Here is a 26434-nt window from a genome sequence, read left to right as displayed (position 1 = left end):
GATGGACCTCCTCAGGAACCTCGAACTCGGCTTTTCGACGGCCACCACGCCGGCCAATCTGGGTTTTTGCCTCATCGGCGTTCTGCTCGGCACGCTGATCGGCGTCCTGCCCGGCATCGGCGCCACCGCAACCATCGCCATGCTGCTGCCGATCACCTTCCAGATCGGCGACCCGGTCTCGTCCCTCATCATGCTGGCCGGCATCTACTACGGCGCCCAGTATGGCGGTTCGACCACCGCCATTCTCATCAACATGCCCGGCGAATCCTCCTCGGCCGTGACCGCCATCGACGGCTACCAGATGGCCAGGAACGGTCGCGCCGGGGCGGCTCTGGCGATCGCCGCGATCGGCTCGTTCTTCGCCGGCACGGTGTCGACCTTCCTCGTCGCCGTCTTTGCCCCGCCGCTGACGGCAATAGCCCTGCAATTCGGCGCGGCCGAATATTTTTCGCTGATGATCGTCGGCCTCGTCTCGTCCATCGCGCTCGCCCATGGCTCGATCGTCAAGGCGCTGGCGATGGTCGTGCTCGGCCTGCTGCTCGGCATTGTCGGCACCGACATCTACACCGGCACGCCGCGCTTCACGCTCGGCATCCGCGAATATGCCGACGGGCTGAACTTCGTGGCGGTGGCGGTCGGCGTCTTCGGCGTTGCCGAGATCCTGCGCAATCTCGAAAACGAGCACGAGCGCTCGGTGATGATCAAAAAGGTCTCCGGCCTGATGCCGACCCGCGACGACTTCAAGGCGATGGCCGCGCCCATCGTGCGCGGCACGATCATCGGTTCGGCGCTCGGCATCCTGCCCGGCGGCGGCGCGGTGCTTGCGGCCTTTGCCTCCTACACGGTCGAAAAGCGCGTGTCGAAACACCCGGAGGAGTTCGGCAAGGGCGCCATTGCCGGCGTCGCCGGACCGGAATCGGCCAACAATGCCGGCGCCCAGACCTCCTTCATTCCGATGCTGACGCTGGGCATTCCGGCCAATCCGGTCATGGCGCTGATGATCGGCGCCATGATCATCCAGGGCATCGTGCCCGGCCCCAATGTCGCGATCGAGCAGCCGGCGCTGTTCTGGGGCATCATCGCCTCGATGTGGATCGGCAATCTGATGCTGATCGTGCTGAACCTGCCGCTGATCGGGCTGTGGGTGAAGCTGCTGACGATCCCCTATTATGTGCTCTTCCCGATCATCATGGCGTTCTGCTCGATCGGCGTTTACAGCGTCAACACCAACGCCTTCGATCTCTACGCGGTCGCATTCTTCGGCCTGCTCGGCTACATCCTGACCAAGCTGCGCTGCGAACCCGCACCCCTGCTGCTCGGCTTCGTGCTCGGCCCGCTGCTCGAGGAAAACCTGCGCCGCGCCATGATCCTGTCGCGCGGCGACCCCTCGACCTTCGTGACGCGGCCGATCAGCGCCGGCCTGCTGCTCGTCGCACTGGCCGTGCTCGTCGTCGTCTTCCTGCCGTCGGTCAAGAAGAAGCGCGAAGAGGTGTTCGTGGAGGAAAGCTAGTTGTCGGGACGCCGGGCGCCGCGATTTCCACGAGCGGCGCCGGCACGTCTGTCGTCTTCACCTCGGCCTTGCAGAGATCGGCGATGACGCAGGCCGGGCAATCGGGCTTGCGCGCCTTGCAGACATAGCGGCCATGCAGGATCAGCCAGTGATGCGCATGGCGCATATACTCGTCCGGGATGATCCGCAGCAGCCCTTGCTCGACCTGTTCGGGCGTCTTGCCTGGCGCCAGGCCGAGGCGGTTGCCAATGCGGAAAATATGGGTGTCGACCGCCATCGTGTGCTGGCCGAACGCCATGTTGAGCACGACATTGGCGGTCTTGCGCCCGACCCCCGGCAGCTTGACCAACTCATCGCGCTCGCTGGGCACCTCGCCGCCGTAATCGCGTATCAGCGCCTCCGAGAGCGCCACGACATTCTTGGCCTTGTTGCGCCAGAGTCCGATGGTGCGGATGTACTCGCCGACCCTGGCTCCGCCCAGCGCCAGCATCTTTTCAGGTGTGTCGGCGACCTTGAACAACGCCCGCGTCGCCTTGTTGACGCCGGCATCGGTCGCCTGCGCCGACAGCACCACGGCCACCAGCAGCGTGAAGGCGTTGACGTGCTCGAGCTCGCCCTTCGGCTCGGGCCGCTGCACCGAAAACCGCCGGAAGATCTCATGCACCTCGGCTGCGCTGTAGAGCGAACGGGCCGGCCGCGGTCGCGGCTTGGCATTCGAGCCGTCGCGCCGCCCGGGCGGCAGTTCACTTTTGGATAGGGAAAGATTTTTGGACTTGGGGCTGGCCATTCCCTTCCTATAATATCCCGGCATGAGCGACACAAACGCCTCGTTTCAGGCCGACGAGCCATTCTTCCAGGCGCTGCTGACACCGCACCGCTCGCTGGGCCGCACCGGCTTTGCCGTGCTGATGGGCGCGCTGCTGTTCGGCTGGGTGGTGACCGGGGCGTTTTTCCTGTCGCGCGGCGCCTGGCCGGTGTTCGGCTTCTTCGGCCTCGACGTCATCGCCGTCTACATCGCCTTCCGCGCCAACTATCGTGCCGCCCGTGCCCGCGAGGAAGTGTCGGTGTCGCGCACCAGCCTCGACATCCGCAAGACGGCGCCCTCGGGAAAGTCGGAAGCGCATCGCTTCAACCCGTTCTGGGCGCGCTTTTCCGTCGCTCGCCATGCCGAGATCGGCATCACCAGGATGACGGTGGAAGCACAAGGACAGAATGTGCCGATCGGGTCATTCCTGGACCCTGACTCCCGCGAGAGTTTTGCCACTGCATTTTCACGTGCTCTGACAAAAGCCAGGACGCGTTAGAGTCGGCGCGTCAGAACCGGTAGCGTAAAATCCTGCCGACCTTGCGCAATGCGGGAATGTGTCTCCAGAGCCCGATGAACAGTTTTGCGGACCAGCTCATATGCGCTGTGCGTTCCGCGCTGTAGGCCGAGATATCGTCGACAAAGCGCAGCTTCGGAACGGCACGCTCCAGTACCTGCGGGTCGTCGATCGCCCAGTGAACCTCGGCGCCCGTCGCCCTGATGGTCGGATTGAGGCGCAGCATCTTCAGGCCGAAGTGGCTGTAGGCGTCGAACATCAGCTCGCCGCCGGCAAGATGCGCGACAAGGCGTGACAGCAGCCGTGGCCCCTCCTCTACCGGGAGATAAGGCGTCAACCCCTCCATCACCACGACGGCCGGACGATTGCTCGGCACTTCTGCCAGCCAGTCTGGGTCGGTTACCGAAGAGCCGACGAGGTGGTAGTGGTCCCGGGACGGGTAAAGCTTGCGCCGGAGCGCGATGACATCCGGAAAATCGACATCGAACCACTCCACGCCTTCGGGTGGATCGACACGGAAAATGCGCGTATCGAGCCCGCAGCCGAGATGCAGCACGATGGCGCCGGGATTTCTGGCGATGAAGTCCTGAACGCGGACATCATACGTCTTGGCCCGGATCGCCAGGCCGATGCCGAGATTGGTGTCGACCTTGAGGCGCGAGAAATCATAGTCGATCTTGCGCACGGCCTCGTCGGCGAAGCGATCCCCGAGCAGCGAATGCGGCAGCCGGCTTTCCAGTGCCTTGCCATAAAGCGTCATCAGCAAGGTCTCCCTTGCTCCGCTCAGATTCACCCTTTCGCCGGCCATTGGCATCTCCCGGGGCGCAATCCAGTATTTATCTGGGAACAGGCGGCAACAAGGCAAGTTTCGGGTGGTTGCAAGGGGCGGAAAGACCGATATTCGCGGTCAAGGAGATATTGCCATGAACGCCCAGATGACCATGAATACGCAGATGAAACCGACAGCGATCCTGCAGCACGACATCACCCCCGAGGGCAGCGACTACGAGGTCGTGCGCCGCGCCATCGAGAAGATCAGCCTCGACTATCGCGACCAGCCCTCGCTGGAAGCCCTGGCAGCCGATGTCGGCGAGACACCCACGGGCCTGCAAAAACTGTTCACCCGCTGGGCCGGCCTGTCGCCAAAAGCCTTCCTGCAGGCGGTCACCCTCGACCATGCCCGCAAACTGCTCGATTCCGGCATGCCGCTCCTCGAAACATCGTTCGAACTCGGCATGTCCGGCCCCGGCCGGCTGCACGATTTGTTCGTCACCCACGAGGCGATGTCGCCGGGCGACTACAAGACGCGCGGCGCCGGCCTGACCATCCGCTACGGCTACCACATCTCGCCCTTCGGCATCGCCCTGATCATGGTCACCGACCGTGGCCTTGCGGGGCTCGCCTTCAACGATCCGGGCGGCGAGCGGGCGGCTTTCGCCGACATGTCGGGCCGCTGGCCGAACGCCACCTATGTCGAGGACATGAGCGCCACCCAGCCCTATGCGGCGCGCATCTTCGATCCGACATTGTGGCGCGCCGACCAGCCGCTGCGCGTGGTGATGATCGGCTCCGACTTCCAGCTGCGCGTCTGGGACGCGCTGCTCAGGATCCCGATGGGCAAGGCCTGCACTTATTCTTCGATCGCCTCCAGGATCGGCGCGCCAAACGCCAGCCGGGCGGTGGGGGCGGCGGTCGGCGCCAACCCATTGTCCTTCGTCGTCCCTTGCCATCGGGCGCTGGGCAAGTCCGGCGCACTCACCGGCTACCACTGGGGCCTGACCCGCAAACGCGCCATGCTCGGTTGGGAAGCGGGCCAGACCGCGTCCTGAAGCTGCCCGCATCAAACAACACCGGCGAAATCCCTTCGCCGGTGTTGTTCTTTTTGCGAGCTCCCGGCGCAAAACATCCGCACGCTCTGGCAAGCCGCCGGCTTACAGGTTAGCTTCCCGCGCATTCCGCAGGAGGCTTTCTTGATCATCGTTGTCGGCTCGATCAACCTCGACCTTATCGCCAATGTCGACCGCCTGCCTTCGCCGGGCGAGACGGTCCGCGGCTCCGGCTTCGCCACCGCGCCCGGCGGCAAGGGCGCCAACCAGGCGCTGGCTGCGGCGCGCGCCGGCGCCAAGGTGCGCATGGTCGGCGCCGTCGGCAAGGACAATTTCGCAACCGAAGCCCTCGCTTTGCTCGTGGCCGGCAAGGTCGATCTCTCCGGCGTCGGCCAGAGCTTCGCCTCCACCGGCACGGCGCTGATCCTCGTCGGCGCCGATGGCGAGAATGTCATCGCCGTGGTGCCGGGCGCCAATGATTCGGTGCTGCCCGGCGATCTCGCCAAGGCTTTCCTTGCGAAGGGCGACGTCGTCCTGCTGCAGCACGAGATCCCGTTACAGACTGTCGATGCAGCGCTCGACGCCGCACGCGCCGCCGCCGCGGTCACCGTGCTCAACACCGCGCCGTTCCGTAGCGAGGCGGCAGCGTTGCTCGGCAAGGCCGACTACGCCGTCGCCAACGAAACCGAATTCGACCTTTACGGCGAGGCGCTGTCGCTGAAAGGCCGCGACCGCCCGGCGCGCATGCGCGACTTCGCCGGCAAAACCGGCCGCACCATCGTCGTCACGCTCGGCGGCGACGGCGTGCTGGCGGCGACCCCGGAGGATTTCCTGACCGTGCCGGCGCTGAAAATCACGCCGGTCGACACGGTCGGGGCCGGCGATACTTTTTGCGGTTATCTCGCTGCCGGGCTGGCGTCCAACCTGCCGCTGGAGCAGGCTCTCACTCGCGCCGCAGCCGCCGGCTCGCTCGCCTGCCTGAAGCCCGGCGCCCAGCCGGCCATCCCGCTGGCGGCGGATGTCGACACCGCCCTGCGCAACAACGCCGGATGACAGCCCTGCGCCCCGCAACGAAGCACGCCGTGCCCCCCGCCGGCGACATCTGCCGGATGTCCGCTGTCGACCTGGCCGAGGCGATCCGGCTGCGCCGCCTGTCCGTGCGCGAGTTGGTCGCCGCATTCCTTGACCGCATCGACGCGGTAAACCCGCTGGTCAATGCCATCGTCTCGTTGCGCGAGCGCTCCGACATCCTGCGCGAGGCCGACGCGGCGGACGCCGATCTGGCGCAAGGCGGGCCGGCCGGCTCGCTGTTTGGCCTGCCGGTGGCGATAAAGGACCTCGCCATGACTCGAGGCTTGAGGACCAGTTTCGGCTCGCCGATCTTCGCCGATTTCGTGCCGCAGGAGGATGATTTCTTCGTCGAGCGCATCCGCAAGGCCGGCGCCATCATCATCGGCAAGACCAATGTTCCCGAATTCGGGCTGGGATCCAACACCTATAACAACGTGTTCGGCCCGACGCTGAACGCCTTCGATCCGGCGCTCACCGCCGGCGGGTCGAGCGGCGGCGCTGCGGTCGCCCTTGCACTCGACATGGTTCCGGTCGCCGACGGCAGCGATTTCGGCGGCTCGCTGCGCAATCCGGCGGCGTGGAACAATGTCTATGGCTTCCGCCCGTCGCAGGGCCTTGTCCCCGGCGGGCCGGATCTTGAAGTCTTTCATGCCCAGATGGGCATAGACGGACCGATGGGCCGCAGCATCAGCGACATGGCGCTGCTGCTCGATGTGCAGGCGGGCTACCATCCGCATGCGCCCTTGTCCTGGGAAAAGCCTGGTTCGTTCCTCGAAGGGCTGGCAACGCCGGCAAGCGGCGGCCGCGTCGGCTGGCTCGGTGATCTCGGCGGTCACCTGCCGGTAGAGCCTGGCATCCTCGACCTGTGCGAGGCCGCACTCGGCCGCTTCGCGGAGGCATCCTTCCTGACCGAGCCCTTGCTGCCGGATTTCGATTTCGAGGCACTGTGGCAAGCCTTCGTGACGCTGCGGCAGGCGAGCAGCGGCTCGGCGCTGAAAGTCCATTATGACGACCCACACAAGCGCGCCCTGCTGAAGCCGGAAGCCGTCTGGGAGGTGGAGAACGCCATGCGACTGACGGCGCCGCAGATCCGCGCGGCCTCGGTCATCCGCACCTCCTGGCACCGGACGCTGCTGTCGCTGTTCGAGCACTTCGATCTCATCGCGCTGCCGACGGCGCAGGTGTTTCCTTTCGAAGTCGGCACGCATTGGCCAAGTGAGGTCGCCGGACGGACCATGGACAGCTACCATCGCTGGATGCAGGTTTCGGCCTTCGCCACGCTCGGCGGCTGTCCGGCGCTCAACGTGCCGGTCGGCTTCGACGACAAAGGCCGCCCCTTGGGCATGCAGCTGATCGGCCGGCCGCGCGGCGACCTCGCCGTGCTCAGGGCCGGAGCGGCCTATGAGGCGACCTTGCCTTGGCAGGTGGGGGCGTCCTGACGCGAGGGGCGGCACGGTCTGCGACCGGCTTGCACCAGCCCCGCCGCCATGCATTGATTGCAGCCAGCCGCCTAAGCGCATCCTCGAGGAAATCCCCCATGTCGCTGGAACTCTACGCCGCCTATGTCCTTGCCTGCATCGTCATCATCCTGGTGCCCGGTCCGACTGTCACGCTGATCATCGCCAACAGCATCCGCCATGGCTACCGCGCCGGCCTTGCCAATGTCGCCGGCACGCAGGCTGGGCTCGCCGTGATGATCGCCATTGTCGGCATCGGCCTCAACACGCTGATATCGGGCATGGGCCACTGGTTCGAATGGGTACGCCTGATCGGCGCCGCCTATCTGATCTGGATGGGGGTGCAGATGTTCCGTTCCAAGGGCGCGCTGAATGCCGACGGCACCGCGAGAAAGCCGCGCGGCGGCTTCTTCCTGCAGGGCCTGCTGGTGGCGCTGAGCAACCCCAAGACCCTGGTGTTCTTCGGCGCCTTCTTCCCGCAATTCATCGCCCCGCAGGGCAATTACACCCTGCAGATCGTCGTCATGGGCCTCACCGCGATGATCTTTGCCGCCGCCTCGGATTCCACCTATGCTCTCGCCGCCAGCCGCGCCGGCCGCCTGCTCTCGGCAAGCCGCATTAAGCTGATGTCCAGGATCAGCGGCAGCTTTCTGGTCGGCGGCGGCCTGTGGCTGGCTTTTTCGAAGGCGAAGTGACGACCGCCAACGGTCGTTCCCAACGGAGCCGGTACGTGAAGGCTGATTGAAAGTCAGTCTTCACGCCACCACATGAATCGGCGTGGGGGGATTCACGTCGATGTCATGGACTTACGCTGGCATAAAAAGGGACGCGCCCGGCGTGGTCCTGATCGTCGTCCTGTTTGCGGTGATGGTTCCTTCGGCTCTCTACAAATGGACGAATGATGCGAGCCCCATCCGGTCGGTCGAGCTAATCGACGCAACGGTCAAAAGTACCCATTCAGACAACGGCCGCACGCTTTATCTGGTTGCACTCGAAACCGGTTCGTCCATTCTTGTCGAAGACGACCTCCCGCATCTGATCGGCGCGCCGGCAAGATTGGAGCGCGTCACGCGCGAGAATGGATCGACCTTCTACAGGTTCGCAAATTGAACGACCGCCGGTCACGATACCAATGAAACGCAGCGTCCTTGCTGTCAGGTGATACGCATGGCCAAGGCTCGGCATTCCCTTGCCTGGATGACCCTGCAGGAGAACCTCAGGGGCATCCTCATCACCATCCTCGTCGTGGGCGTTTGCGCCCTTGCAATTGGCATCCCGATTGCGAGGCAAAGCAGCCCCATCGTCAATGTCGAACGCCTGACCGGTACAGTGGTCAACGTTCTCAACGCTCCTGCAAGTCCCGAGGTCGCGATCGGCAGCGGGTTCCGTTACTTGTATGGAATTCGCCTCGATGAAAATGACGGCCTGGTGTTTGCACATGACAACACGACAGTGCCGAGAGCCATTGGCTCCAAGGTTTCGATCGAGCGGCAGCGTCGCCGCAACGATACCGAAACATACCGCCTGCTTCGCGAATAAGTGCACAGGTATCGCCCAGAAGCGCTAAGCCCTGAGCGAACGATCTGTATCAAGGCAGGCTTAAAGCCGCGCCAACCTCTCCACCAGCAGCGCAAAGAACGCGTCATGGTCGATGTCGCGCATCACCATGGCGTTCTTCGGCCGCTTGGTCACGCCCCACCAGTCGATCACGGTCATGCCCATGGTGAGTTCGGAGGCGGTTTCGACGGTGACGTTGCAGTTGCGGCCCTTGAACAGCTCCGGCTTCAACAGATAGGCGATGACGCAGGGGTCGTGCAGCGGGCCGCCATCGGTGCCGTATTTCTCCTCGTCGAAGCGCTCGAAGAACTCCAGCATCTCGGCCGTCGCGGTGCCGACCCGGGTGCCGAGCTGGCGGATGGCCTGCGTGCGCTTGGCCGTGGTCAGCGCCTTGTGGGTAACGTCGAGCGGCATCATGACGATCGGAATGCCGGATTTGAACACCAGGTCGGCGGCTTGCGGATCGACATAGATGTTGAATTCTGCGGTCGGCGTGACATTGCCGCCTTCGAAGAAACCGCCGCCCATCAGTACGATTTCCTTGATGCGCGGCGCGATCTTCGGCTCACGGATCAGCGCCAGCGCGACATTGGTGAGCGGGCCGAGCGCGCACAGCGTGATCGTGCCGGCCTCTTCCTTCATCAGCGTCTCGACGATGAAGTCGACCGCATACTGGCCCTGCAGCTTCATCTTCGGATCGGGCAGTTGCGGGCCGTTGAGGCCGGTCTTGCCATGCACTTCCTCGGCGGTGACCAGCTCGCGCGCCAACGGGCGGATGGCGCCTGCATAGACCTTGATGTCGGGCCGGCCGGCCAGTTCGCAGATTTTCCTGGCGTTCTTTTCGGTCAATTTCAGCGGCACGTTGCCGGCAACAGCAGAGATGCCGACGATCTCCAGCTCGGCGCTGCCGAGCGCCAGCAATATGGCGACGGCATCGTCCTGGCCGGGATCCGTGTCGATGATGATCTTGCGGGTCTGGGGCATTTCATTTCCTTATGCGGGGGAGTCTTTTTGGCGGGGGTGTTCGGCGGCTTGAACTTGGCCGCGGCGCGGACCATATCAAGACCATCGGGAAAAATGCCATCCGGGTTTTTCCAGTTTATGTCGCTCCAAAGAGGACAGTGTAACATGAGCCGAATGACGCCCTTCTCCAGCCCGCTTCTCCTTGGTTTCGATGCCATGGAAAAGACCCTGGAACGACTGGCGAAATCCGGTGACAGTTATCCTCCCTACAACATCGAGCGCCTCAGCGGTGCTGACGGCAAGGCCGAAAGGCTGCGCATTACGCTGGCTGTCGCGGGTTTCGCCGAAAGCGATCTCGATGTCACCACGGAGGAAAACCAGTTGGTCGTGCGCGGCCGTCAAACCGACGACACCGAGCGCGAATTCCTCCATCGCGGCATCGCCGCGCGCCAATTCCAGCGCTGTTTCGTGCTGGCCGACGGCATGCGGGTGATCGCAGCGGAACTGAAGAACGGCCTTTTGTCGATCGATCTCGATCGGCCGGATACCGAACGGCTGGTACGGAAAATAAATATATCGGTGAAAGACTGATCTTTACCGATGGCTCTCATGCGGGATGGCCTTGAGCGGCGTCCTCGCGCCAAGGAGGCTTGAAATGACCAGAACTGACGAAACCATCACCATGACCAGCGGCGAATTCGCCCATCTCGGCGAAGGCTCGGTCGCTTATCTCCGGAAGGTCTCGAGCGACGAGCTGCTCGGGCGCTTCCCCAACCTCGGCGAAATAGCGCCTGGTATGGTCCTGTGGGCCCTGTTTGCCGCCAACGGCCAGCCGATCCTGCTTTCGGATGCGAAAGACCGGGCTTTGGCCGGCGCCATGGAAAACGACCTGACCACTGTCGCCATTCACTAAGGCGACTGCTGGCGGTTGAAATGGAGAGGGCCGCCTTCGGCGGCCCCTGGAAGACTTAATTCCAAAGAACTTCAGGCGGCGTGCGAGGCTTGCGTGTCCGACAGCAGAGCGTGGATGGCGACCGCGTCGCGCGTGCCCCTGATCTTGGCCACCGTGTCGGCGTCGCGCAAAACCCTGGCGATGCGCGACAGTGCCTTGAGGTGATCGGCGCCGGCGCCTTCCGGGGCCAGCAGCAAGAACACCAGATCGACCGGCTGGTCATCCAGGGCCTCGAAATCGACCGGCGTCTCCAGCCGGGCAAAGACGCCGGCGATGCGCTTCACCCCGGCGAGCTTGCCGTGCGGAATGGCGATGCCGTTGCCGACGCCGGTGGAGCCCAGCCGTTCGCGCTGCAGGATGGTGTCGAACACTTCGCGCTCCGGAATGCCGGAAATCGCCGCCGCTCTCTCGGACAGCAACTGCAAAAGCTGCTTTTTGGAGTTCGCCTTCAACGCCGGCAAGATCGCCGGAACGTTGAGAAGATCGCTCAGATCCATGCTTGAAATCCCTTATTCGCCTGCCGTCGCCAGTCCTCGCCCCTCGCGCGGCTGGCTATTATCCCTGTGCGACCATTGTCGTCACCTGTGTGACCATTGTCGTTGTCGTCACGCCTGTGCGACTTTGGTCGTCGACGGGTCGATCCAGCCGATATTTCCGTCCGGCCGCCGATAGACGATGTTGAGGTGGTCGTTTCCGGCGTTGCGGAATACGAAAACCGGGCTGTCCTTGGTGTCGAGTTCGATAACCGCCGACGCCACCGACATGGTCTGCAGCGTCATGGTTGATTCGGCGACGATGGCCGGGGCGTAGTCCTCCGGAATGTCCTCATCATCATCGGTCAGCGGCGCCATCACCGTATAGGCGATGTCGGTGATTTCACCATTTCCAGTGCCTGAATTGTGCGATTTCAGACGGCGTTTGTAGCGCCGCAGCCTGGTTTCGAGGCGGTCCGCGGCCGCCTCGAAGGCAAGTGTCGGATCCTGGGAATCGCCGGTTGCCTGCAGCGAAGCGCCGGAATCCAGCCTGATCATGCAATCGGCCGAGTAACGCGACCCCGATTTGATGACCGTGACGTGCCCTGAAAAACCGCGATCGAAATATTTTCCAATCGCCTCGCCGACACGATCGGTAATGCGCGTACGCAACGCATCGCCGATATCCATGTGTTTACCCGATATGCGCAATTTCATCTGAAAACTGACCTTCCTTGCTCAGGCTTCAAACTGGCCAGAGTTTATACTCGTGATCCGTGCGCACAAGCTTTGCGGCGTCAACTCGCGCCGATTTTAGATCCGAACTTTCCGGTTGATCACAATCCGCCTTCTTGGCCGTCCCGTGGCCTTCATCGTGACGGACCATCCGCATGCGGGCCGCGAGCCCGTCTCATGCGGGCGGGCTTCTAGACACTTCATTGCAGCTTGTCAATTAATGCATGTCGCCCAGAAGTGCGCTGCGGTTCTGGGACAACGACATGCATCAAAACAAAGACTTAAAGCGCGTCGTATGAATCCGTTTCAGCGCGATGCGCTTTAAGGTCGGAAAGTTGTGGAATCCAGCCATAGCAAAAGCCTTGCCGGGCAAGCAGACCTAGCGCCCCGCGCTCGCCAGAGCGCGCTTTTCACGCCGCCGCTGCACCGACGAGGGAATATTCATACCCTCCCGGTACTTGGCCACCGTGCGCCGGGCAATATCGACGCCGCTTTCCTTCAACATATCGACGATTGCGTCATCGGACAGCACATCGGCGGGCTTTTCCTCGTCGATCAGCTGCTTGATGCGGTCGCGCACCGCTTCCGAGGAATGCGCATCACCGCCGCCCGACGCCGCGATCGAAGCCGTGAAGAAATAACGCAGCTCGAACACGCCACGCGGCGTCAGCATGTATTTGTTGGCCGTCACCCGGCTGACGGTCGATTCATGCATGCCGATGGCATCGGCCACCGTGCGCAGGTTGAGCGGCCTGAGCTGACGCACGCCATGGACGAGAAAAGCGTCCTGCTGGCGCACGATTTCCGACGCCACTTTCAGGATCGTCTTTGCCCGCTGGTCGAGACTGCGCGTCAGCCAGTTGGCATTCTGCAGGCACTCGGCCAGGAAATCCTTCTCCGCCTGATTCTTCGCATGCGGCGAGACCTGGGCGAAATAGATGTGATCGACAAGCACGCGCGGCAGCGTCTCGGCATTGAGCTCGACCGTCCAGCTGCCGTCATTGGCGGCGCGGACTTCGACATCGGCGACGATGGCGTCGCTGGCGCCGCCCGAAAACGCCATGCCCGGGCGCGGGTCGAGCGCGCGGATTTCGGCCAGCATGTCGAGGAGATCCTCCTCGTCGACCCCGCAAAGCCGCTTCAGCGTCTGGAAATCGCGCCGCGCCAACAGTTCTAGGTTGCCGATCAGCGTCTTCATCGCCGGATCGAGACGATCGCGCATGGCAAGCTGCAGCGACAGGCATTCGGCAAGGTCGCGCGCAAACAGGCCGACCGGCTCGAATGTGTGGCAGGCTGCCAGCACATTGGCCACCATCGCCTGATCGGCGCCGAGCCGTTTGGCGATCTCGGCGGGATCGGCGCGCAGGTAGCCGGCCTCGTCCAGGCCGTCGGCCAGTTCGGCTGCGATCAGCCTTGCGGCCGGATCGGCAAAGGCAAGCGCGATCTGCTCGCCAACATGCTGGCGCAGCGTGATCGCCGCGGCTGCCATGTCGCCGACGTCGAAGCCTTCGGAAGAACCGGACGAACTATTGCCGGTGGCCGACTTCCACTGCGCCGTCAGGTCCGGGCCGAGCCGCTCGCTGGTGCCGGGATCGTCGGGGAACAGATTTTCCAGCGAGCTGTCGAGCTTGTCGGAGATCGCTTCGGCGCTCCACGCCGTCTCGTTTTCGAACCAGTCGCCATCGGCGGCAGGCTCAGGAGCGGCATCGCCCTTCTGCACCTGGTCGCTTGCGGCGTCATCCTGGGGCTCGGCGCGCTCCAGCAGCGGATTGCGCTCGATCTCGTCGTCGATGAAGTGGTCGAGCTCGACATGGGTGAGCTGCAACAGCCTGATCGACTGCATCAGCTGCGGCGTCATCACCAGCGACTGGGATTGTCGTAGCTGTAGTTTCGCCGCCAACGCCATGGTTCGGTTTCAAACGCCCTTCTGCACCCGGAAGCCTACACATCAGAAGCTGCCGGAAAATGAATTTTTCCGACCTTCCATAGAAACTGGCCCGGCTTTTGCTTGTCAAGGCGAACGATGGCAAAAGGCCCCTACCGAAGCATTATCTCACGCAAAATCGGAGAAAAAAGCCCGGCGGGGCGGCAAAAATCACGTCAGGAAACAAATTTCACGCTCAGAGCGTGAAACCTTCGCCGAGGTAGAGCCGGCGCACATCGGGGTTCGCCACCACCTCGTCGGCACGGCCATGAGTCAGCACCTGGCCGGCATGGATGATGTAGGCGCGGTCGATGAGGCCGAGCGTTTCGCGCACATTGTGGTCGGTAATCAGCACGCCGATGCCGCGCGCCGTTAGATGACGAACCAGCTGCTGGATGTCGGCGACGGCAATCGGGTCGATGCCGGCGAACGGCTCGTCGAGCAGCATGTAGGCCGGGCGCGTCGCCAAAGCTCGGGCGATCTCAAGACGCCGCCGCTCGCCACCCGACAGCGACATGGACGGCGACTTCCGCAGATGGCTGATGTGAAATTCCTCGAGCAGTTCGTCGAGATTGCGCTCGCGCACCTTGCGGTCCTTCTCAACCACTTCGAGCACGGCGCGGATGTTCTGCTCGACATTCAGGCCGCGGAAGATCGAGGCTTCCTGCGGCAAATAGCCGATGCCGAGGCGGGCGCGGCGGTACATCGGCATCGAGGTGACGTCGAAACCGTCGATCTCGATCGTGCCCTCATCGACCGGCACCAAGCCGGTGACCATGTAGAAACAGGTGGTCTTGCCGGCGCCGTTTGGCCCGAGCAGCCCGACAGCCTCGCCGGCGCGCACGCCGATGGTGACACCGCTGACCACCTTGCGGCCCTTGTAGCTCTTGGTCAGACCCTTGGCGATCAGGGTGCCCTTGAACTTCGAGGAATCAACGGTGACTGTGGCCGGTGCTGCAAGTTTACTGGCCGCCCGTCCCGGAAGGCGGGTCAGCAGCGAAGACACGCCAGTCATTCGGGCTTCGGGGCCTCGGATTTCGGTGGCGGCGTCATCGACATGATGACGCGCCCGCCGCAGCCATCGACCTGAGCAAGGCCGCTTTTCATCTGCACGGTGAGCTTGCAGCCCTTGAGGACGTTGGGTCCTTGGGACAAGACGACCTCCTTGCCCGACAGAACTAGCACCTGCGTCTTCATGTCGAACGTGGCGTTGTCGCCGGTGGCGATCTGGTCATTCGACTTGATGTAGACTTTGTTCTTGACCACCAGATGGTCGATATTGGCCGAACCGGTCATCGCCGAAGCGCCGGCGGCAGCACCTTTGGCGGCGTTGGGGTCCTTGACGTAGTAGACCTCCATGCTGCCGGCCTTGAGCAGCGTTGGCCCTTGCGTGACGGTGACGTTGCCGCTGAACAGCGCCATGCTGTCGGCCTGGCGGACCTCAAGTTTGTCGCTCTCGATCTGGATCGGCTGGTCGCCCGACAGTTTGAGCCCGGACTGGCTGCTGGCGCTGGACTGAGCCCAGGACGGCGCCATACCCAGCAACAGCAAGGCCGAAGCTGCGGCGACAAGCCGTGCCGAATTACTGGGACGCATTCGTTTCTCCGCTCTTTGCCTCTGCCGCCTTCATAGTGGCCGGATCGATGTGAACGCTTACCTTGTTCTCGAAAACGATGACCTTGCCATTGTCTTCGACCGACATTGAACCCGCGGTGATCCGCGAGCCGTTACGGCTGACATCGACCGCATCACCTGTCTTCATAGAGCCTTTGCCCATATCGAGGAAGACCGATTTGAAGATGGCAGCGACGCCGTCGGTGGTGGTGACGGTAACGTCGCTGGTCATGTCCATAGTGTTGGCGTTTCTGTTGTAGATCCCGCGCTTGGCGTCGACGGTCGCCACATTGTCGGCCGTCAGCGGCAATTTGGCATGGATGCCTTCGAGTTCGATGATGTCCTGCTTGCCGACATCCTGGATGGCGCGCAAGGCCGTCAGCGAATAGGGCAGCTTGTCCTTGGTGAAGCCGTTGAGCTTCGGATTGGCCATCACCAGCTTGCCATCCGCGAAAGCGGTGCCGTCTGCCTGTATCGAAATGTTGATCGGCGCCGCCAGATAGGAATAGACCGGAAACGCAACCGCGATCCCGGCGGCAAGCACCGGCACGGCAAACTTAAGCACGCGCACGCGGCGCGAGTGGCGCTGGGCGCGGTCGAAGGCGTCGCCGCGCGTGCCCGCTGGCGCCGTGGGCGCCAAGGCCGCATCGGCATTGGTCGGTTCGTTCGATCGCGCAAGCATGACTGACTTCTAATAAACCCTTGTCCGCCAAAACACCTGCTATAGGTGGGTTGCCGGCCCCCGCAAGCAAGCACAAGCGGAGGAAAACCGCAAAAATGTGACGGCCGCTGTTTTACAGACGGAACTCAGGCGACACAATTTCGTCACTTCATAGCAGAAACGAACGCGCCGCGTCATTTTTTCCTGAAATGCCTCCGTCGTGAAGGTCGCTTCGTCGCAGGCTCTTGACGAAGAGGTAGCCGGGCGCGGACGCTTGCTTTAAAAGCATCGCTTCCCACCGACTGTGAGGCAGACCATGGCACTGAGAGCCGACGACCTGATCGACCGCCGCCGCTTGCGGCGCAAGCTGACCTTCTGGCGCGGCGCCGCCATTGCCATCGTGGCCCTTGGGGTGATTGCGCTTGCAAGCTGGTTCTATGGGGGCGACCTCGGCGGTTCTTCCGTCGACCACATCGCCAAGGTCAGGATCGAAGGCACCATCACCGAGGACGAGGAACTGATCAAGCGGCTGGAAACCATCCGCACATCCCCGCAGGTCAAGGGCGTCATCCTGGCGATCGATTCGCCCGGAGGCACCACGGTCGGCGGCGAATCGATCTACGAGGAGGTGCGCAAGCTTGCCGCCGACAAGCCGGTGGTGGCCGAGGTCGGCACGCTGGCCGCATCGGCCGGCTACATGATCGCCAGTGCCAGCGACCATATCGTTGCCCGCAAGACGTCGATCGTCGGCTCGATCGGTGTGCTCATCCAGTATCCCGATGTCAGCGGTCTGATGGACAAGGTCGGCATCAAGCTCGAGGAAGTGAAATCCTCGCCGCTGAAGGCATCGCCCTCGCCCTTCAAGCCGACCAATGAAGACGAGCGAGCCATGGTCCGCAAGCTCATCCTCGACAGCTATGACTGGTTCGTCGGCATCGTCGCCGAGCGCCGCAAAATGACCCGCGATCAGGCACTGGCCCTTGCCGACGGCTCGATCTTCACCGGCCGCCAGGGCCTTGCCAACGGTCTGATCGACGCTGTCGGCGGCGAGAGCGTGGCGATCGACTGGCTGGCGACCAAGGGTGTCGACGCCAAGCTCAAGGTGGTGGAATGGAAGGACACCGAGCGGCGTGGCGGCTTCCTGTTCTCGAAAGCAATAGCGCGCAGCGTCGGCAGCGCGCTCGGCCTGTCGGAGGCCGGCAGCGACGTGCTTCACGAAATTGGCGCGGATCGCTTGTTTCTTGACGGTCTCGTTTCCGTCTGGCACCCTTGATCTGCCGGTTGGGGCGAGTAAAAAAGCAAATAAAATCATCCTGATAATTTGACCGCAGCGCTTTCACGGGGACCTTTCTGATGATCAAATCCGAGCTTGTGCAGATCATTGCCACGCGCAACCCGCATCTTTTCCTGCGCGACGTCGAAAACATCGTGGGAGCGATCTTCGACGAGATCACCGATGCCCTGGCGGAAGGCAATCGGGTCGAGTTGCGTGGCTTCGGCGCTTTTTCGGTGAAGAATCGCCCTGCCCGCACCGGCCGCAACCCGCGCACCGGCGAATCCGTCGAGGTCGAGGAGAAGTGGGTGCCGTTCTTCAAGACCGGCAAGGAATTGCGTGAAAGGCTGAATGGCGGCAAGTAGGCGCGGACCAACGCGCCGGCGTTATCAAGGCCTGCCTTCTCCAGGGAATTTCTATGTTGAACCGCTTCATACTTATCGTGGTCTTCGTGCCGCTCGCCGTCATCCTGATCGCGCTGGCCGTCGCCAACCGCGAGCTGGTCGCCTTCACGCTCGACCCGTTCAACCCCGGCAATCCGAAACTGACGCTGACCTTGCCGCTGTTCATCTTCCTGTTCGTGGCGCTCGCCATCGGCATGGTCGTCGGCAGCCTGGCGACCTGGGTCAAGCAGGGCCGCTACCGCAAGCTGGCGCGCCAGCGCGGGGTCGAGGCCGAGAATTTGCGCCAGGCGGTCAGCCGTATACCCGCCGTGCAGCAGGGCGCGGCCGCCGGGCCGGCGCTGCCGAAGCCAACGGCCTGAAGCCGGCGCTTTTATCTTCGCGGAGTTTGCATGCTGACCATTTCGGCCGACGCTGTCGACCAGGCGCTGACCTTTCCCGGGCTGGTCGAGACATTGCGCGCGGCCTTCCGCGAGGGTGCTGTGCAACCCGTCCGCCATCATCACGGGGTCGAGCGGCCCGACGGTGCCACATCCACGCTGCTTTTGATGCCGGCGTGGACCGACTTCCATGCGGCCGGCACGTCGGTCGGGGGTCATATCGGCGTCAAGATCGTCACCGTATCGCCCGACAACAACGCCATCGGCAAACCGGCGGTGATGGGGCTCTACCTCCTGCTCAACGGCGCCACCGGCGAGCCCGAAGCGCTGATCGACGGCCAACGGCTGACACAGTGGCGCACCGCTTGCGCCTCGGCGGTGGCGGCCTCCTATCTCGCCCGCGAGGACGCATCGCGGCTTCTGGTGGTCGGCGCCGGCGCGCTGTCGCCGTTCCTCGCCAAGGCGCACTCCGCGGTGCGGCCGATCAAGACCATCCGCATCTGGAACCGCACGCCCGCCAATGCCGAAAAGGTCGCGGCTGATTTGCGCGCGGACGGTTTCAACGCCGAGGCCGCAAGCGATCTCGACGCCGAACTCGCCGAGGCCGACATCGTCTCATCGGCGACGATCACGACGACGCCGCTGGTCAAGGGTGCGCTGCTCAAGCCGGGCGCGCATGTCGATCTGGTCGGCGGCTTCACGCCGACCATGCGCGAGAGCGACGACGACGCGATCGCGCGCGCCCGCGTCTATGTCGACACCCGCGCCGGCGCCACCAAGGAAGCCGGCGACATCGTCCAGCCGCTCGCCTCCGGCGTGCTGAAGCCGGAAGCCATCGTCGCCGATCTGCATGAGCTGGCGCGCGGGGAAAAACAGGGCCGGCAGAGCCCCACTGAGGTCACGCTGTTCAAGTCGGTCGGCGCCGCGCTTGAGGACCTTGCCGCCGGCATTGCCGTCTACAACGCGCTCAAGCAGTAGCGTCTGCGCCGGTTCTGCGATCGAACTTCCTGATCGCTTCCGCGCTGACCGGGGTGAAGAAGTTCACCAGATTGCCATCGGGATCGCGCAGCAGCAGCGACCGGTTACCCCATGGCATCGTCGTCGGCGTCTGTACGAAATCGCCGATAATTTTCGCCAGCCTGCTGTACTCAGCATCAACATCGGCGACGCGAAACTCGATGATCGCTGAGCGATTGGCGGCCGGCTGCGCCACATCAGTTCCGAACAGGGCCAGCGTGCGGGTGCTGCCGATCGCCAGTGTGCAGGACGGCGTTGCCAGTTCGGCGAAATCGTCTGTGAACCAGGTTGCGGTAAGCCCGGTGATCGTGTCGTAGAATGCCACCAAGGGCTTGATCTGATCGGTAATGATGCGGATCGAGACGAAGTCCATCTTATTCTCCTGGGGCAAGCGCGACGCTATCTGAAGACAATCGCTTGTCGCACAAGGCTGCTGACAACTTGGTGTCCAGCGTCGCGCGCCATTCCTTCAGCAGCGCCTGCCGACGACGCGGATAGCGGATATACGTGGTGTTGAGCCCCGACATCCGGTCGGCGCGAAAATGTCTGAAATCCTGCCGCGTCTCGCACCAGGCCACCACCACCCGCACCTTGTCGAAAAAGCCGAGCGCGAATGGCCAGATCAAGCGCTCGGAGGCGGCGCCGCCGGCGTCGCGGTAAAGAAAGCCGAGTTTTCTCTCGTTGCGGATCGCCTGGCGCACCAGGCCAAGGTCGATGCTTTCGACAGCATCGCCGTGCGGCCCGACCAAAAGCGCGGTCGCATCGAGGTCCTCGCGCAGATCATCCGGCAGCACAGCGGCGATCTTGGCCAGCGCGTCGGTGGCGGCGGCCGACAGCCGCTTGTCCGGTTGTCTGGCAACCCAACGCGATCCCAGAACGATGGCCTCGATCTCCTCGTCGGTGAACATCAGTGGCGGCAGCATGAAGCCGGGTTTCAGCACATAGCCCAGCCCAGCCTCGCCCTCGATCGGCGCGCCTTGCCCCTGCAGCGTGGCAATGTCGCGGTAGAGCGTTCGGATCGAAACGTCCATCTCGCCGGCAAGCGTGCGACCGCTCACCGGCCGGCGATGCCGGCGCAGGATCTGGATCAGGTCGAGCAGGCGTTCGGAACGGGACATGATTCGAGATTTGCCTGTTTCCTCAGCGAGGTCCACCACCTCAGACATTCGCACGCTGGACCATTTTGTTTGCGCAGCCGGTGACCCTATGCCAAAAGCGGCCTGCCGCCTCCGGAGACGCTCCTGCTTGAAGTCATTTCGCGACAAACGCCGCGACAACCGTCCGCCCGCAAAAGGCAGGACCGAACATGCGCGGCCGCAGCCGGAGACCGTACCAATCCGACCCGAAGCCAGACAGCAACGCCACGAAACAAAACCGGACGACCGGTCTGATCCGAAGCCCGCCCCCCGTATCCTGGCGCGTCGCGAAGGCATCCTGCCCACTGAGCGCCTGCCGGTGATCCTCGAAGTGGCGCCCAATCAGGATTATGCACTGCTCGACAGCGGTGCCGGCGAGAAGCTCGAACAATACGGCCCCTACCGCATCGTGCGGCCCGAGGGACAGGCGATCTGGCAAAAGGCCTTGCCCGCCAGGGACTGGGACCGAGCCGACGCCATCTTCACCGGCGACACCGACGAGGAAGGCATCGGCCGCTGGCGGTTCCCGAAGGTACCGCTGGGCGAGACCTGGCCGATGAAGCATGACGGCATCGACTATCTCGGCCGCTTCACCTCGTTTCGCCATGTCGGCGTCTTCCCCGAGCAGGCTTCGCACTGGGACCATATGGCCAGCCTGATCGCGGCGGCCAACCGCCCGGTCAAGGTGCTGAACCTGTTCGGCTATACCGGGCTCGCGTCTCTCGTAGCCGCCCGCGCCGGTGCCGAGGTCACCCATGTCGATGCCTCCAAGAAGGCGGTCGGCTGGGCGCGCGAAAACCAGGAAATGGCCGGTCTCGGCAGCAAGCCGATCCGCTGGATCGTCGACGATGCTGTGAAATTCGCCGAGCGCGAAGAGCGCCGCGGCAGCCGCTACGACATCATCCTGTTCGACCCGCCCGCCTATGGCCGCGGCCCCAAGGGCGAGGTCTGGCAGTTGTTCGAGGACCTGCCCGGCCTGACCGATCTTTGCCGCGCGATCCTGACGCCGAAACCGCTCACCGTGGTGCTGACCGCCTATTCCATCCGCGCCTCCTTCTTCGCCATCCATGCCTTGATGCGCGACACCTTTGCCGGCATGGGCGGCACCGTTGAATCAGGCGAACTGATCATCCGCGAGCAATCCGCCGGCCGGGCGCTGTCGACATCGCTGTTTTCGCGCTGGGTGGCCTGAATGCCCGGGAGACCTGAATGCCCGGGAGTCCCGAATGAATGAGCGGCACGCAGGTGCGCCCGGGCAGGTCAAGGAAGTCACCAGCCTTGCCAATCCGCTGATCAAGGACATCAAGGCGCTCGCCCAGAAGAAATTCCGCGACCAGCAGAACGCCTTCATGGCCGAAGGGCTGAAGCTGGTCATCGACGCCCTCGACCTCGGCTGGTCGATCAGGACGCTGGTTTTCGCCAAGGCCGGACGCGGCAATGCGGCGGTCGAAAAGGTGGCGGCGCGCACGGTTGCCGCCGGCGGCACCGTGCTCGAAGTGTCCGAAAAAGTGCTGGTCGCCATCACCCGCCGTGACAATCCGCAAATGGTGGTCGGCGTCTTCCGGCAAAAACTGCTGCCGCTAAGAGACATCCGCGCTCACGACGGCGACGTCTGGGTGGCGCTCGACCGGGTGCGCGATCCCGGCAATCTCGGCACCGTCATCCGCACCGTCGATGCCGTCGGCGCCAAGGGCGTCATCCTGGTCGGCGAGACTACCGATCCTTTTTCTGTCGAGACCGTGCGCGCCACCATGGGCTCGATCTTCGCCGTGCCGGTGACCAAGGCGACGCCGGAAGCATTTCTGGCTTGGCGAAACAGCTTCTCGGGCCTGGTGGTCGGCACCCATCTGAAGGGTGCGGTCGACTACCGCTCGGTCGATTTCTCCCGAGGACCGGTGCTCTTGATGATGGGCAATGAGCAGCAGGGCCTGCCCGACAATCTGGCGGAAAGCTGCGACCGGCTGCTGCGGATTCCGCAGGCCGGCCGCGCCGATTCACTCAATTTGGCGGTCGCCACCGGAATCATGCTGTTCGAGATCCGGCGCGGCGCGCTGAAACTTGCCCCCGAGGACGCCACATCGTGAAATCATGGTCTCCCTATGCGCTGCTGGTGGTGGTGGCAATCGCGCTCGACCAGTGGATAAAGCATCTGATCGAGACCGGCCTCGTCTTCCAGGAAAAGCTCGACCTGGTGCCATTCCTGGCGCTGTTTCGCACCTACAATACCGGCATCGCCTTCTCGATGTTCTCGTCCTTCGGCGACACCGGCCTGGTCGTCATCGCGGTCGTGGTCGTTGCCTTCGTGCTTTATCTGGCGACGCGCACGCCCTCCGGCCATGTGCTGGCCCGCATCGGCTTTGCCCTGATCATCGGCGGCGCGATCGGCAATCTGATCGACCGCGCCGTCTACGGCCACGTCATCGACTATATATTGTTCCACACGCCGGTATGGTCCTTCGCCGTCTTCAACCTTGCCGATGCCTTCATTTCGGTCGGCGCGGCGCTGGTCGTCTTCGACGAGTTCATCGGCTGGCGGCGCGAGGCCAAGCCGCAAGGCCCAGAAGCCTGACGGCCCGACTCTTTTGACCAATTGACCTCGCCGGACGGTCGCCGCACAGTTCGGCCAGAGCCAGCCAATGCCGACCGCCAGCCTTTGCGAAGCCGAGGAGAAGAGATGCCTGAAACCTTCAAAGCCATCCTCGTTTCGCGCGACGCCGAAAAGAAGCAATCGGTCGAGATCGTCGATTTCGGCGAAGCCGATCTGATGGAAGGCGACGTAACTGTCGCGGTCGAGGCGACGACGGTCAACTACAAGGACGGGCTGGCCATCACTGGGAAAGCGCCAGTGATCCGCCGCTGGCCGCTGGTGCCGGGCATCGATTTCGCCGGAACCGTCCTCTCCTCATCGCATGCCGACTGGCGCAAGGGCGACAAGGTCATCCTCAATGGCTGGGGCGTCGGCGAGACGCATTTCGGCGCCTATGCCGGGCGCGCGCGCGTCAACGGCGACTGGCTGGTGCCGTTGCCCGACGGCATCAGCGCGCACGATGCGATGGCGGTCGGCACCGCCGGCTATACGGCCATGCTTAGCGTCATGGCGCTGGAGCGGCACGGCATCCTGCCGGATCGCGGCCCGGTGGTGGTGACGGGTGCAGCCGGCGGCGTTGGGTCGGTCGCGGTCTCGATCCTGTCCAGCCTTGGCTATCACGTCATCGCCTCGACCGGCCGCAACGCCGAAAGCTCCTATCTGATCGACCTCGGTGCCGCCGAAGTGATTTCGCGCGAGGAACTCTCCCAGCCGGCCAAGCCGCTGGCCAAGGAGCGCTGGGCCGGCGGCATCGATGCCGTCGGCAGCCACACGCTGGCCAATGTGCTGTCGATGACCGCCTATGGCGGCGCGGTCGCCGCCTGCGGCCTGGCGAGTGGCATGGATCTGCCGTCGAGCGTCGCCCCTTTCATCCTGCGCGGCGTCTCGCTGCTCGGCATCGATTCAGTGACGGCGCCAAAGGCTGTGCGGCTGGAAGCCTGGCGCCGCATCGGCAGCGATCTTGATCTCAAGAAGCTCGCCGGCCTGTCGACGACCATCGGCTTCGACGGCATCATCACCGCCGCCCATGACATCGTCGAGGGCAAGATCAGGGGCCGCGTGGTTGTCGATATGTGAGGCTCCCGAAGCATGATCCCGAAAGGGAATCAGGTTTCGGAAAAGATCAGGCGATGCGGAAAACCGCCAAAAATGCATGACCGCTAAAATTCGAACGATCCGCCGCGCTTTTCCATAATCTCTATCTGGCAAGGAGTTCCGCATGATCGCGGAGTCCGCCAGGAAAGAGAAGAGCCGTGCCGAAAGCGTCGACGGGCCGAGTCCGGCGACGGCGAAGCGGCAGCGTGTTGCGCCGCCGCCTCTGGCGCCGGATTTGCCGCGCGCCACGTCCGAGGGCCTGCCGTTCCTGACGGTGGTCGCCAGTGTCGTGCTGGCGGGCCTCTCCCACCTCACCGGCGCTCCGATCTTCATCACCCTTGGCTTGCTGGCGACAGGCCTTGCCGGCGTCGCCATGCACCTGCGCAGCCGGCGCACCGTCCGCCGCGCGGCGGCCTTGCTCGACGAAACCGCGGCCCGCAGCCGCGCCGAGATCGAGACGCTGGCCGACCGCATGTGGGAGATGCAGGAGAGCGAGGAGCGTTTTCGCGGGCTGATCGATGCGCTCGGCGATCTCGTCGTCCACCGCGACCGCGACGGCCACATCGTCTACGCCAACAAGGTTTTCGCCAGCCTCGTCGGAACCGACCAACGCGACCTTGCCGGGAGGACCCTCGCCGAACACGGCATCGATGTCGGCATCGTCCCCGACGCCGCCTTTTCCGATCATGAATGCCTGAGTTCCACCGACGTCTCCATACGCACCCCGAACGGTCCGCGCTGGTTCTCGTGGATCGAACTGTCGGTACGCGACAAGGATAGCGGCGCCGTCTCGCACCGGGCGATTGCCCGCGACATCACCGCGCGCAAACGCGCCGAATCCTCGCTGATCACCGCGCGCGAGCGCGCCGAATATGCCAGCCAGGCCAAGTCGCGCTTCCTCGCCACCGTCAGCCATGAGATCCGCACGCCGATGAACGGCATCATGGGCATGGCCAAGCTTCTGGCTGACACCAATCTGTCGCCCGAGCAGCGCACCTATGTCGGCGCCATCTCGACCTCGGCCAGCGCGCTTTTGGCGCTCATCGAAGACCTGCTCGACTATTCCAAGATCGAGGCCGGCCGCTTCGACCCGGAACCGCAGCCGACATCGTTGCGTGAAATTGCCGACAACATCATCGAACTGATGGCGGCGAAAGCCTTCGCCAAGAACATCGGCCTCGGCTGTCATGTCGAGCCCGACGTGCCACAGATGATCATGGCCGATCCGGGAAGAGTCAGGCAGGTGCTGCTCAACCTGATCGGCAATGCGATCAAGTTCACCGACACCGGCGGCGTGCTGGTTTCGGTTGCACGGGCCCGCACCGAGACCAGCGAGCGCATCTGCTTCACCGTCGCCGACACCGGCCCTGGCCTGCGCGAAGAGGATATGGAGCGCATCTTCGAGGAGTTCGAACAGTCCGACGGCACCTCGACCCGCACCCATGGCGGCGCCGGCCTCGGTCTGGCCATATCGAGGCGCCTGGTCGCCGCCATGGGCGGTGCCATTTCGGTGTCGAGCCGGCTTGGCGAGGGATCGGAATTCGTCTTCGAGATCCCGGCGGCAGGAGCAACCGAAGCACCGCAGAGCCGGCAGAACATCCTGGCCGGCCGGCGCGCCGTGATCGTGTCGAAGAACGCCGTCGAGGCCGACGCCATCGCCCGCACCATCCGCGCCCATGGCGGCGCCGTCGACGTCGCCGCAACCGCTTCCCAGGCGACGCCCTTCGGCGAACATTGCGATGTGCTGTTGATCGACGCGGCCCTGGAGGACGGCGACGGCAGACTGCTCAAGCGCCTGCGCCAGAGTGGCTTTGCCGATTGCGAGGCGATCACGCTGATCGCGCCGACCGACCGCGGCATGCTTGGCGAATTCCGCACCAGCGGCTACGCCACCTTCCTGGCGAGGCCGGTGCGCGGCGAAACCCTGCTGCGCGTGCTGCTGACCAGTCATGCCCCTGCCTTGCCGCCGCCCAAGCCGGAAAAGACCCGCGCGTCCTCGCTTCGTGCCCATGGCGGGCGCCAGCAAGGTTTGTCGGTGCTGATCGCCGAAGACAACGACATCAACGCCATGCTTGCCCGCGCCACGCTTTTGAAGGCGGGACATCGCGTGAAAGTGGTCGGCAATGGCAAGGCCGCGGTCGAGGCGGTGACCGAGGCCGGGCTGAAAAATCGCTTCGATGTGGTGCTGATGGATTTACACATGCCGGTCATGGACGGGCTGGACGCGATCGCCGCCATCCGCCGCCACGAGGAGGAAATGGCTGTGCCGCCGGTTCCGATCATGGTGCTTTCGGCCGACAGCCAGGAAAAGACCCGCCACACCGTGCTCGCCCATGGCGCCAGCGGCTTTGTCACCAAGCCGCTCGATCCCGACGCGCTGGTCCATGCCGTCGAGGGCCAGGTGGCCGCCTGAATTCATGTCGCTCAAAAATGGCCCCGGTTTTGAGAAGACGACATGCACAAAACAAAGACTTGAAGCG

General features: G+C 63.8%; 30 protein-coding genes. 19 read left to right on the top strand and 11 right to left on the bottom strand.

The genetic code is table 11. The features are described 5' to 3' along the window. The first annotated feature begins 1 nt into the window (after position 1). Positions 2-1510 carry a tripartite tricarboxylate transporter permease gene (locus ACYG9Y_RS00765; RefSeq protein WP_023683079.1) on the top strand — a complete coding sequence of 503 codons (1509 nt, stop codon included), beginning with the start codon at positions 2-4 and terminating at the stop codon, positions 1508-1510. Here the strand turns inward: ACYG9Y_RS00765 and nth are convergent. Next, positions 1470-2297, bottom strand: coding sequence for an endonuclease III (gene nth, locus ACYG9Y_RS00760; RefSeq protein ID WP_023737544.1), 828 nt, complete (start codon positions 2295-2297; stop codon positions 1470-1472). The two genes, ACYG9Y_RS00765 and nth, sit on opposite strands and share 41 nt — an antisense overlap. 22 nt (positions 2298-2319) lie before the next feature. On the opposite strand from nth, the gene ACYG9Y_RS00755 reads away from it, so the two are divergent. Further along, positions 2320-2814, top strand: a complete 495-nt coding sequence (locus ACYG9Y_RS00755) for a DUF2244 domain-containing protein (protein WP_023669732.1) — start codon at positions 2320-2322, stop codon at positions 2812-2814. Between the two features lie 10 nt (positions 2815-2824). Here ACYG9Y_RS00755 and ACYG9Y_RS00750 read toward each other — a convergent pair whose 3' ends face one another. After that, positions 2825-3640 carry a class I SAM-dependent methyltransferase gene (locus ACYG9Y_RS00750; protein ID WP_023737543.1) on the bottom strand — a complete coding sequence of 272 codons (816 nt, stop codon included), beginning with the start codon at positions 3638-3640 and terminating at the stop codon, positions 2825-2827. Between the two features lie 115 nt (positions 3641-3755). Between ACYG9Y_RS00750 and ACYG9Y_RS00745 the strand changes: the two genes are divergently transcribed. From ACYG9Y_RS00745 to ACYG9Y_RS00720, 6 genes are all read left to right on the top strand, one after another. Then, on the top strand, positions 3756-4661 hold the full coding sequence (locus tag ACYG9Y_RS00745) for a methylated-DNA--[protein]-cysteine S-methyltransferase (protein ID WP_027049741.1): 906 nt from the start codon (positions 3756-3758) through the stop codon (positions 4659-4661). 141 nt (positions 4662-4802) lie between these two features. Beyond that, entirely contained in the window at positions 4803-5711 is a 909-nt protein-coding gene (locus ACYG9Y_RS00740) for a ribokinase (RefSeq protein ID WP_023737542.1), read from the top strand. Beyond that, the gene (locus tag ACYG9Y_RS00735; protein ID WP_031253187.1) at positions 5708-7168 is read left to right on the top strand and encodes an amidase; all 1461 of its coding nucleotides are present in this window, start codon (positions 5708-5710) and stop codon (positions 7166-7168) included. Before ACYG9Y_RS00740 ends, ACYG9Y_RS00735 begins: the two co-directional genes overlap by 4 nt. A gap of 98 nt (positions 7169-7266) precedes the next feature. Further along, positions 7267-7881, top strand: a complete 615-nt coding sequence (locus tag ACYG9Y_RS00730; RefSeq protein ID WP_023737540.1) for a LysE family translocator — start codon at positions 7267-7269, stop codon at positions 7879-7881. 142 nt (positions 7882-8023) lie between these two features. Next, a complete protein-coding gene (locus tag ACYG9Y_RS00725) occupies positions 8024-8296 on the top strand; it encodes a hypothetical protein (RefSeq protein ID WP_245260358.1) in 273 nt (90 codons plus the stop codon). A gap of 57 nt (positions 8297-8353) precedes the next feature. Beyond that, the gene (locus ACYG9Y_RS00720) at positions 8354-8725 is read left to right on the top strand and encodes a hypothetical protein (protein WP_023737538.1); all 372 of its coding nucleotides are present in this window, start codon (positions 8354-8356) and stop codon (positions 8723-8725) included. Between the two features lie 60 nt (positions 8726-8785). Here the strand turns inward: ACYG9Y_RS00720 and ACYG9Y_RS00715 are convergent, their stop codons facing one another. Then, complete coding sequence (locus tag ACYG9Y_RS00715; protein WP_023669740.1) at positions 8786-9727, bottom strand: nucleoside hydrolase; 942 nt, start codon at positions 9725-9727, stop codon at positions 8786-8788. A 144-nt stretch (positions 9728-9871) separates the two neighbouring features. On the opposite strand from ACYG9Y_RS00715, the gene ACYG9Y_RS00710 reads away from it, so the two are divergent. Next, complete coding sequence (locus ACYG9Y_RS00710) at positions 9872-10297, top strand: Hsp20 family protein (RefSeq protein WP_023669741.1); 426 nt, start codon at positions 9872-9874, stop codon at positions 10295-10297. Positions 10298-10361: 64 nt separating this feature from the next. Next, the gene (locus ACYG9Y_RS00705; RefSeq protein WP_023683072.1) at positions 10362-10619 is read left to right on the top strand and encodes a BQ00720 family protein; all 258 of its coding nucleotides are present in this window, start codon (positions 10362-10364) and stop codon (positions 10617-10619) included. Between the two features lie 71 nt (positions 10620-10690). Here ACYG9Y_RS00705 and ptsN read toward each other — a convergent pair whose 3' ends face one another. From ptsN to lptC, 6 genes are all read right to left on the bottom strand, one after another. After that, on the bottom strand, positions 10691-11155 hold the full coding sequence (ptsN, locus tag ACYG9Y_RS00700) for a PTS IIA-like nitrogen regulatory protein PtsN (RefSeq protein ID WP_023669743.1): 465 nt from the start codon (positions 11153-11155) through the stop codon (positions 10691-10693). A gap of 108 nt (positions 11156-11263) precedes the next feature. Then, the gene (hpf, locus tag ACYG9Y_RS00695; RefSeq protein ID WP_023683071.1) at positions 11264-11848 is read right to left on the bottom strand and encodes a ribosome hibernation-promoting factor, HPF/YfiA family; all 585 of its coding nucleotides are present in this window, start codon (positions 11846-11848) and stop codon (positions 11264-11266) included. Between the two features lie 397 nt (positions 11849-12245). After that, the gene (rpoN, locus tag ACYG9Y_RS00690; RefSeq protein ID WP_023683070.1) at positions 12246-13772 is read right to left on the bottom strand and encodes an RNA polymerase factor sigma-54; all 1527 of its coding nucleotides are present in this window, start codon (positions 13770-13772) and stop codon (positions 12246-12248) included. A gap of 214 nt (positions 13773-13986) precedes the next feature. Then, complete coding sequence (gene lptB / locus ACYG9Y_RS00685; protein WP_023669746.1) at positions 13987-14805, bottom strand: LPS export ABC transporter ATP-binding protein; 819 nt, start codon at positions 14803-14805, stop codon at positions 13987-13989. Continuing rightward, complete coding sequence (locus ACYG9Y_RS00680) at positions 14802-15386, bottom strand: LptA/OstA family protein (protein WP_023683069.1); 585 nt, start codon at positions 15384-15386, stop codon at positions 14802-14804. The genes lptB and ACYG9Y_RS00680 overlap by 4 nt, the downstream gene beginning before the upstream one ends. Further along, positions 15373-16086, bottom strand: coding sequence for an LPS export ABC transporter periplasmic protein LptC (lptC, locus tag ACYG9Y_RS00675; RefSeq protein ID WP_023669748.1), 714 nt, complete (start codon positions 16084-16086; stop codon positions 15373-15375). The genes ACYG9Y_RS00680 and lptC overlap by 14 nt, the downstream gene beginning before the upstream one ends. A gap of 295 nt (positions 16087-16381) precedes the next feature. Here lptC and sppA point away from each other — a divergent pair, with 295 nt between their 5' ends. The 4 genes from sppA (at position 16382) to lhpI (ending at position 19097) form a co-directional block, all read left to right on the top strand. After that, positions 16382-17338 carry a signal peptide peptidase SppA gene (gene sppA / locus ACYG9Y_RS00670; protein WP_023686570.1) on the top strand — a complete coding sequence of 319 codons (957 nt, stop codon included), beginning with the start codon at positions 16382-16384 and terminating at the stop codon, positions 17336-17338. Positions 17339-17418: 80 nt separating this feature from the next. Beyond that, complete coding sequence (locus ACYG9Y_RS00665; RefSeq protein ID WP_006200394.1) at positions 17419-17703, top strand: integration host factor subunit beta; 285 nt, start codon at positions 17419-17421, stop codon at positions 17701-17703. Positions 17704-17756: 53 nt separating this feature from the next. Next, positions 17757-18101 (top strand): lipopolysaccharide assembly protein LapA domain-containing protein, encoded by a 345-nt coding sequence (locus ACYG9Y_RS00660; protein ID WP_023669750.1) that lies wholly within the window; start codon positions 17757-17759, stop codon positions 18099-18101. A gap of 30 nt (positions 18102-18131) precedes the next feature. Then, positions 18132-19097: a bifunctional Delta(1)-pyrroline-2-carboxylate/Delta(1)-piperideine-2-carboxylate reductase gene (gene lhpI, locus ACYG9Y_RS00655; protein ID WP_023683067.1), complete on the top strand. Its 966-nt coding sequence runs from the start codon at positions 18132-18134 to the stop codon at positions 19095-19097. On the opposite strand, the gene ACYG9Y_RS00650 is transcribed toward lhpI, so the two are convergent. Then, positions 19087-19509 (bottom strand): VOC family protein, encoded by a 423-nt coding sequence (locus ACYG9Y_RS00650; protein ID WP_023714120.1) that lies wholly within the window; start codon positions 19507-19509, stop codon positions 19087-19089. The genes lhpI and ACYG9Y_RS00650 overlap by 11 nt on opposite strands. 1 nt (position 19510) lies before the next feature. Then, a complete protein-coding gene (locus ACYG9Y_RS00645) occupies positions 19511-20254 on the bottom strand; it encodes a helix-turn-helix transcriptional regulator (protein WP_023737537.1) in 744 nt (247 codons plus the stop codon). Positions 20255-20381: 127 nt separating this feature from the next. Here ACYG9Y_RS00645 and ACYG9Y_RS00640 point away from each other — a divergent pair, with 127 nt between their 5' ends. The 5 genes from ACYG9Y_RS00640 (at position 20382) to ACYG9Y_RS00620 (ending at position 26367) form a co-directional block, all read left to right on the top strand. Continuing rightward, a complete protein-coding gene (locus ACYG9Y_RS00640) occupies positions 20382-21464 on the top strand; it encodes a class I SAM-dependent rRNA methyltransferase (protein ID WP_023704208.1) in 1083 nt (360 codons plus the stop codon). A gap of 34 nt (positions 21465-21498) precedes the next feature. After that, positions 21499-22356, top strand: coding sequence for a TrmH family RNA methyltransferase (locus ACYG9Y_RS00635; RefSeq protein WP_023683061.1), 858 nt, complete (start codon positions 21499-21501; stop codon positions 22354-22356). Beyond that, positions 22353-22841 (top strand): signal peptidase II, encoded by a 489-nt coding sequence (gene lspA, locus ACYG9Y_RS00630; protein WP_023669760.1) that lies wholly within the window; start codon positions 22353-22355, stop codon positions 22839-22841. Before ACYG9Y_RS00635 ends, lspA begins: the two co-directional genes overlap by 4 nt. Positions 22842-22946: 105 nt before the next feature. After that, positions 22947-23936, top strand: coding sequence for an acrylyl-CoA reductase (NADPH) (acuI, locus tag ACYG9Y_RS00625; RefSeq protein ID WP_023737536.1), 990 nt, complete (start codon positions 22947-22949; stop codon positions 23934-23936). Between the two features lie 142 nt (positions 23937-24078). Continuing rightward, on the top strand, positions 24079-26367 hold the full coding sequence (locus ACYG9Y_RS00620) for a response regulator (RefSeq protein ID WP_023737535.1): 2289 nt from the start codon (positions 24079-24081) through the stop codon (positions 26365-26367). Positions 26368-26434 lie beyond the last annotated feature (67 nt).

It is taken from the genome of Mesorhizobium sp. W050 (assembly GCF_054719535.1).
The sequence above is the reverse complement of the archived record's forward strand: the minus strand, read 5'-3'. Positions and strand labels throughout refer to the sequence as shown.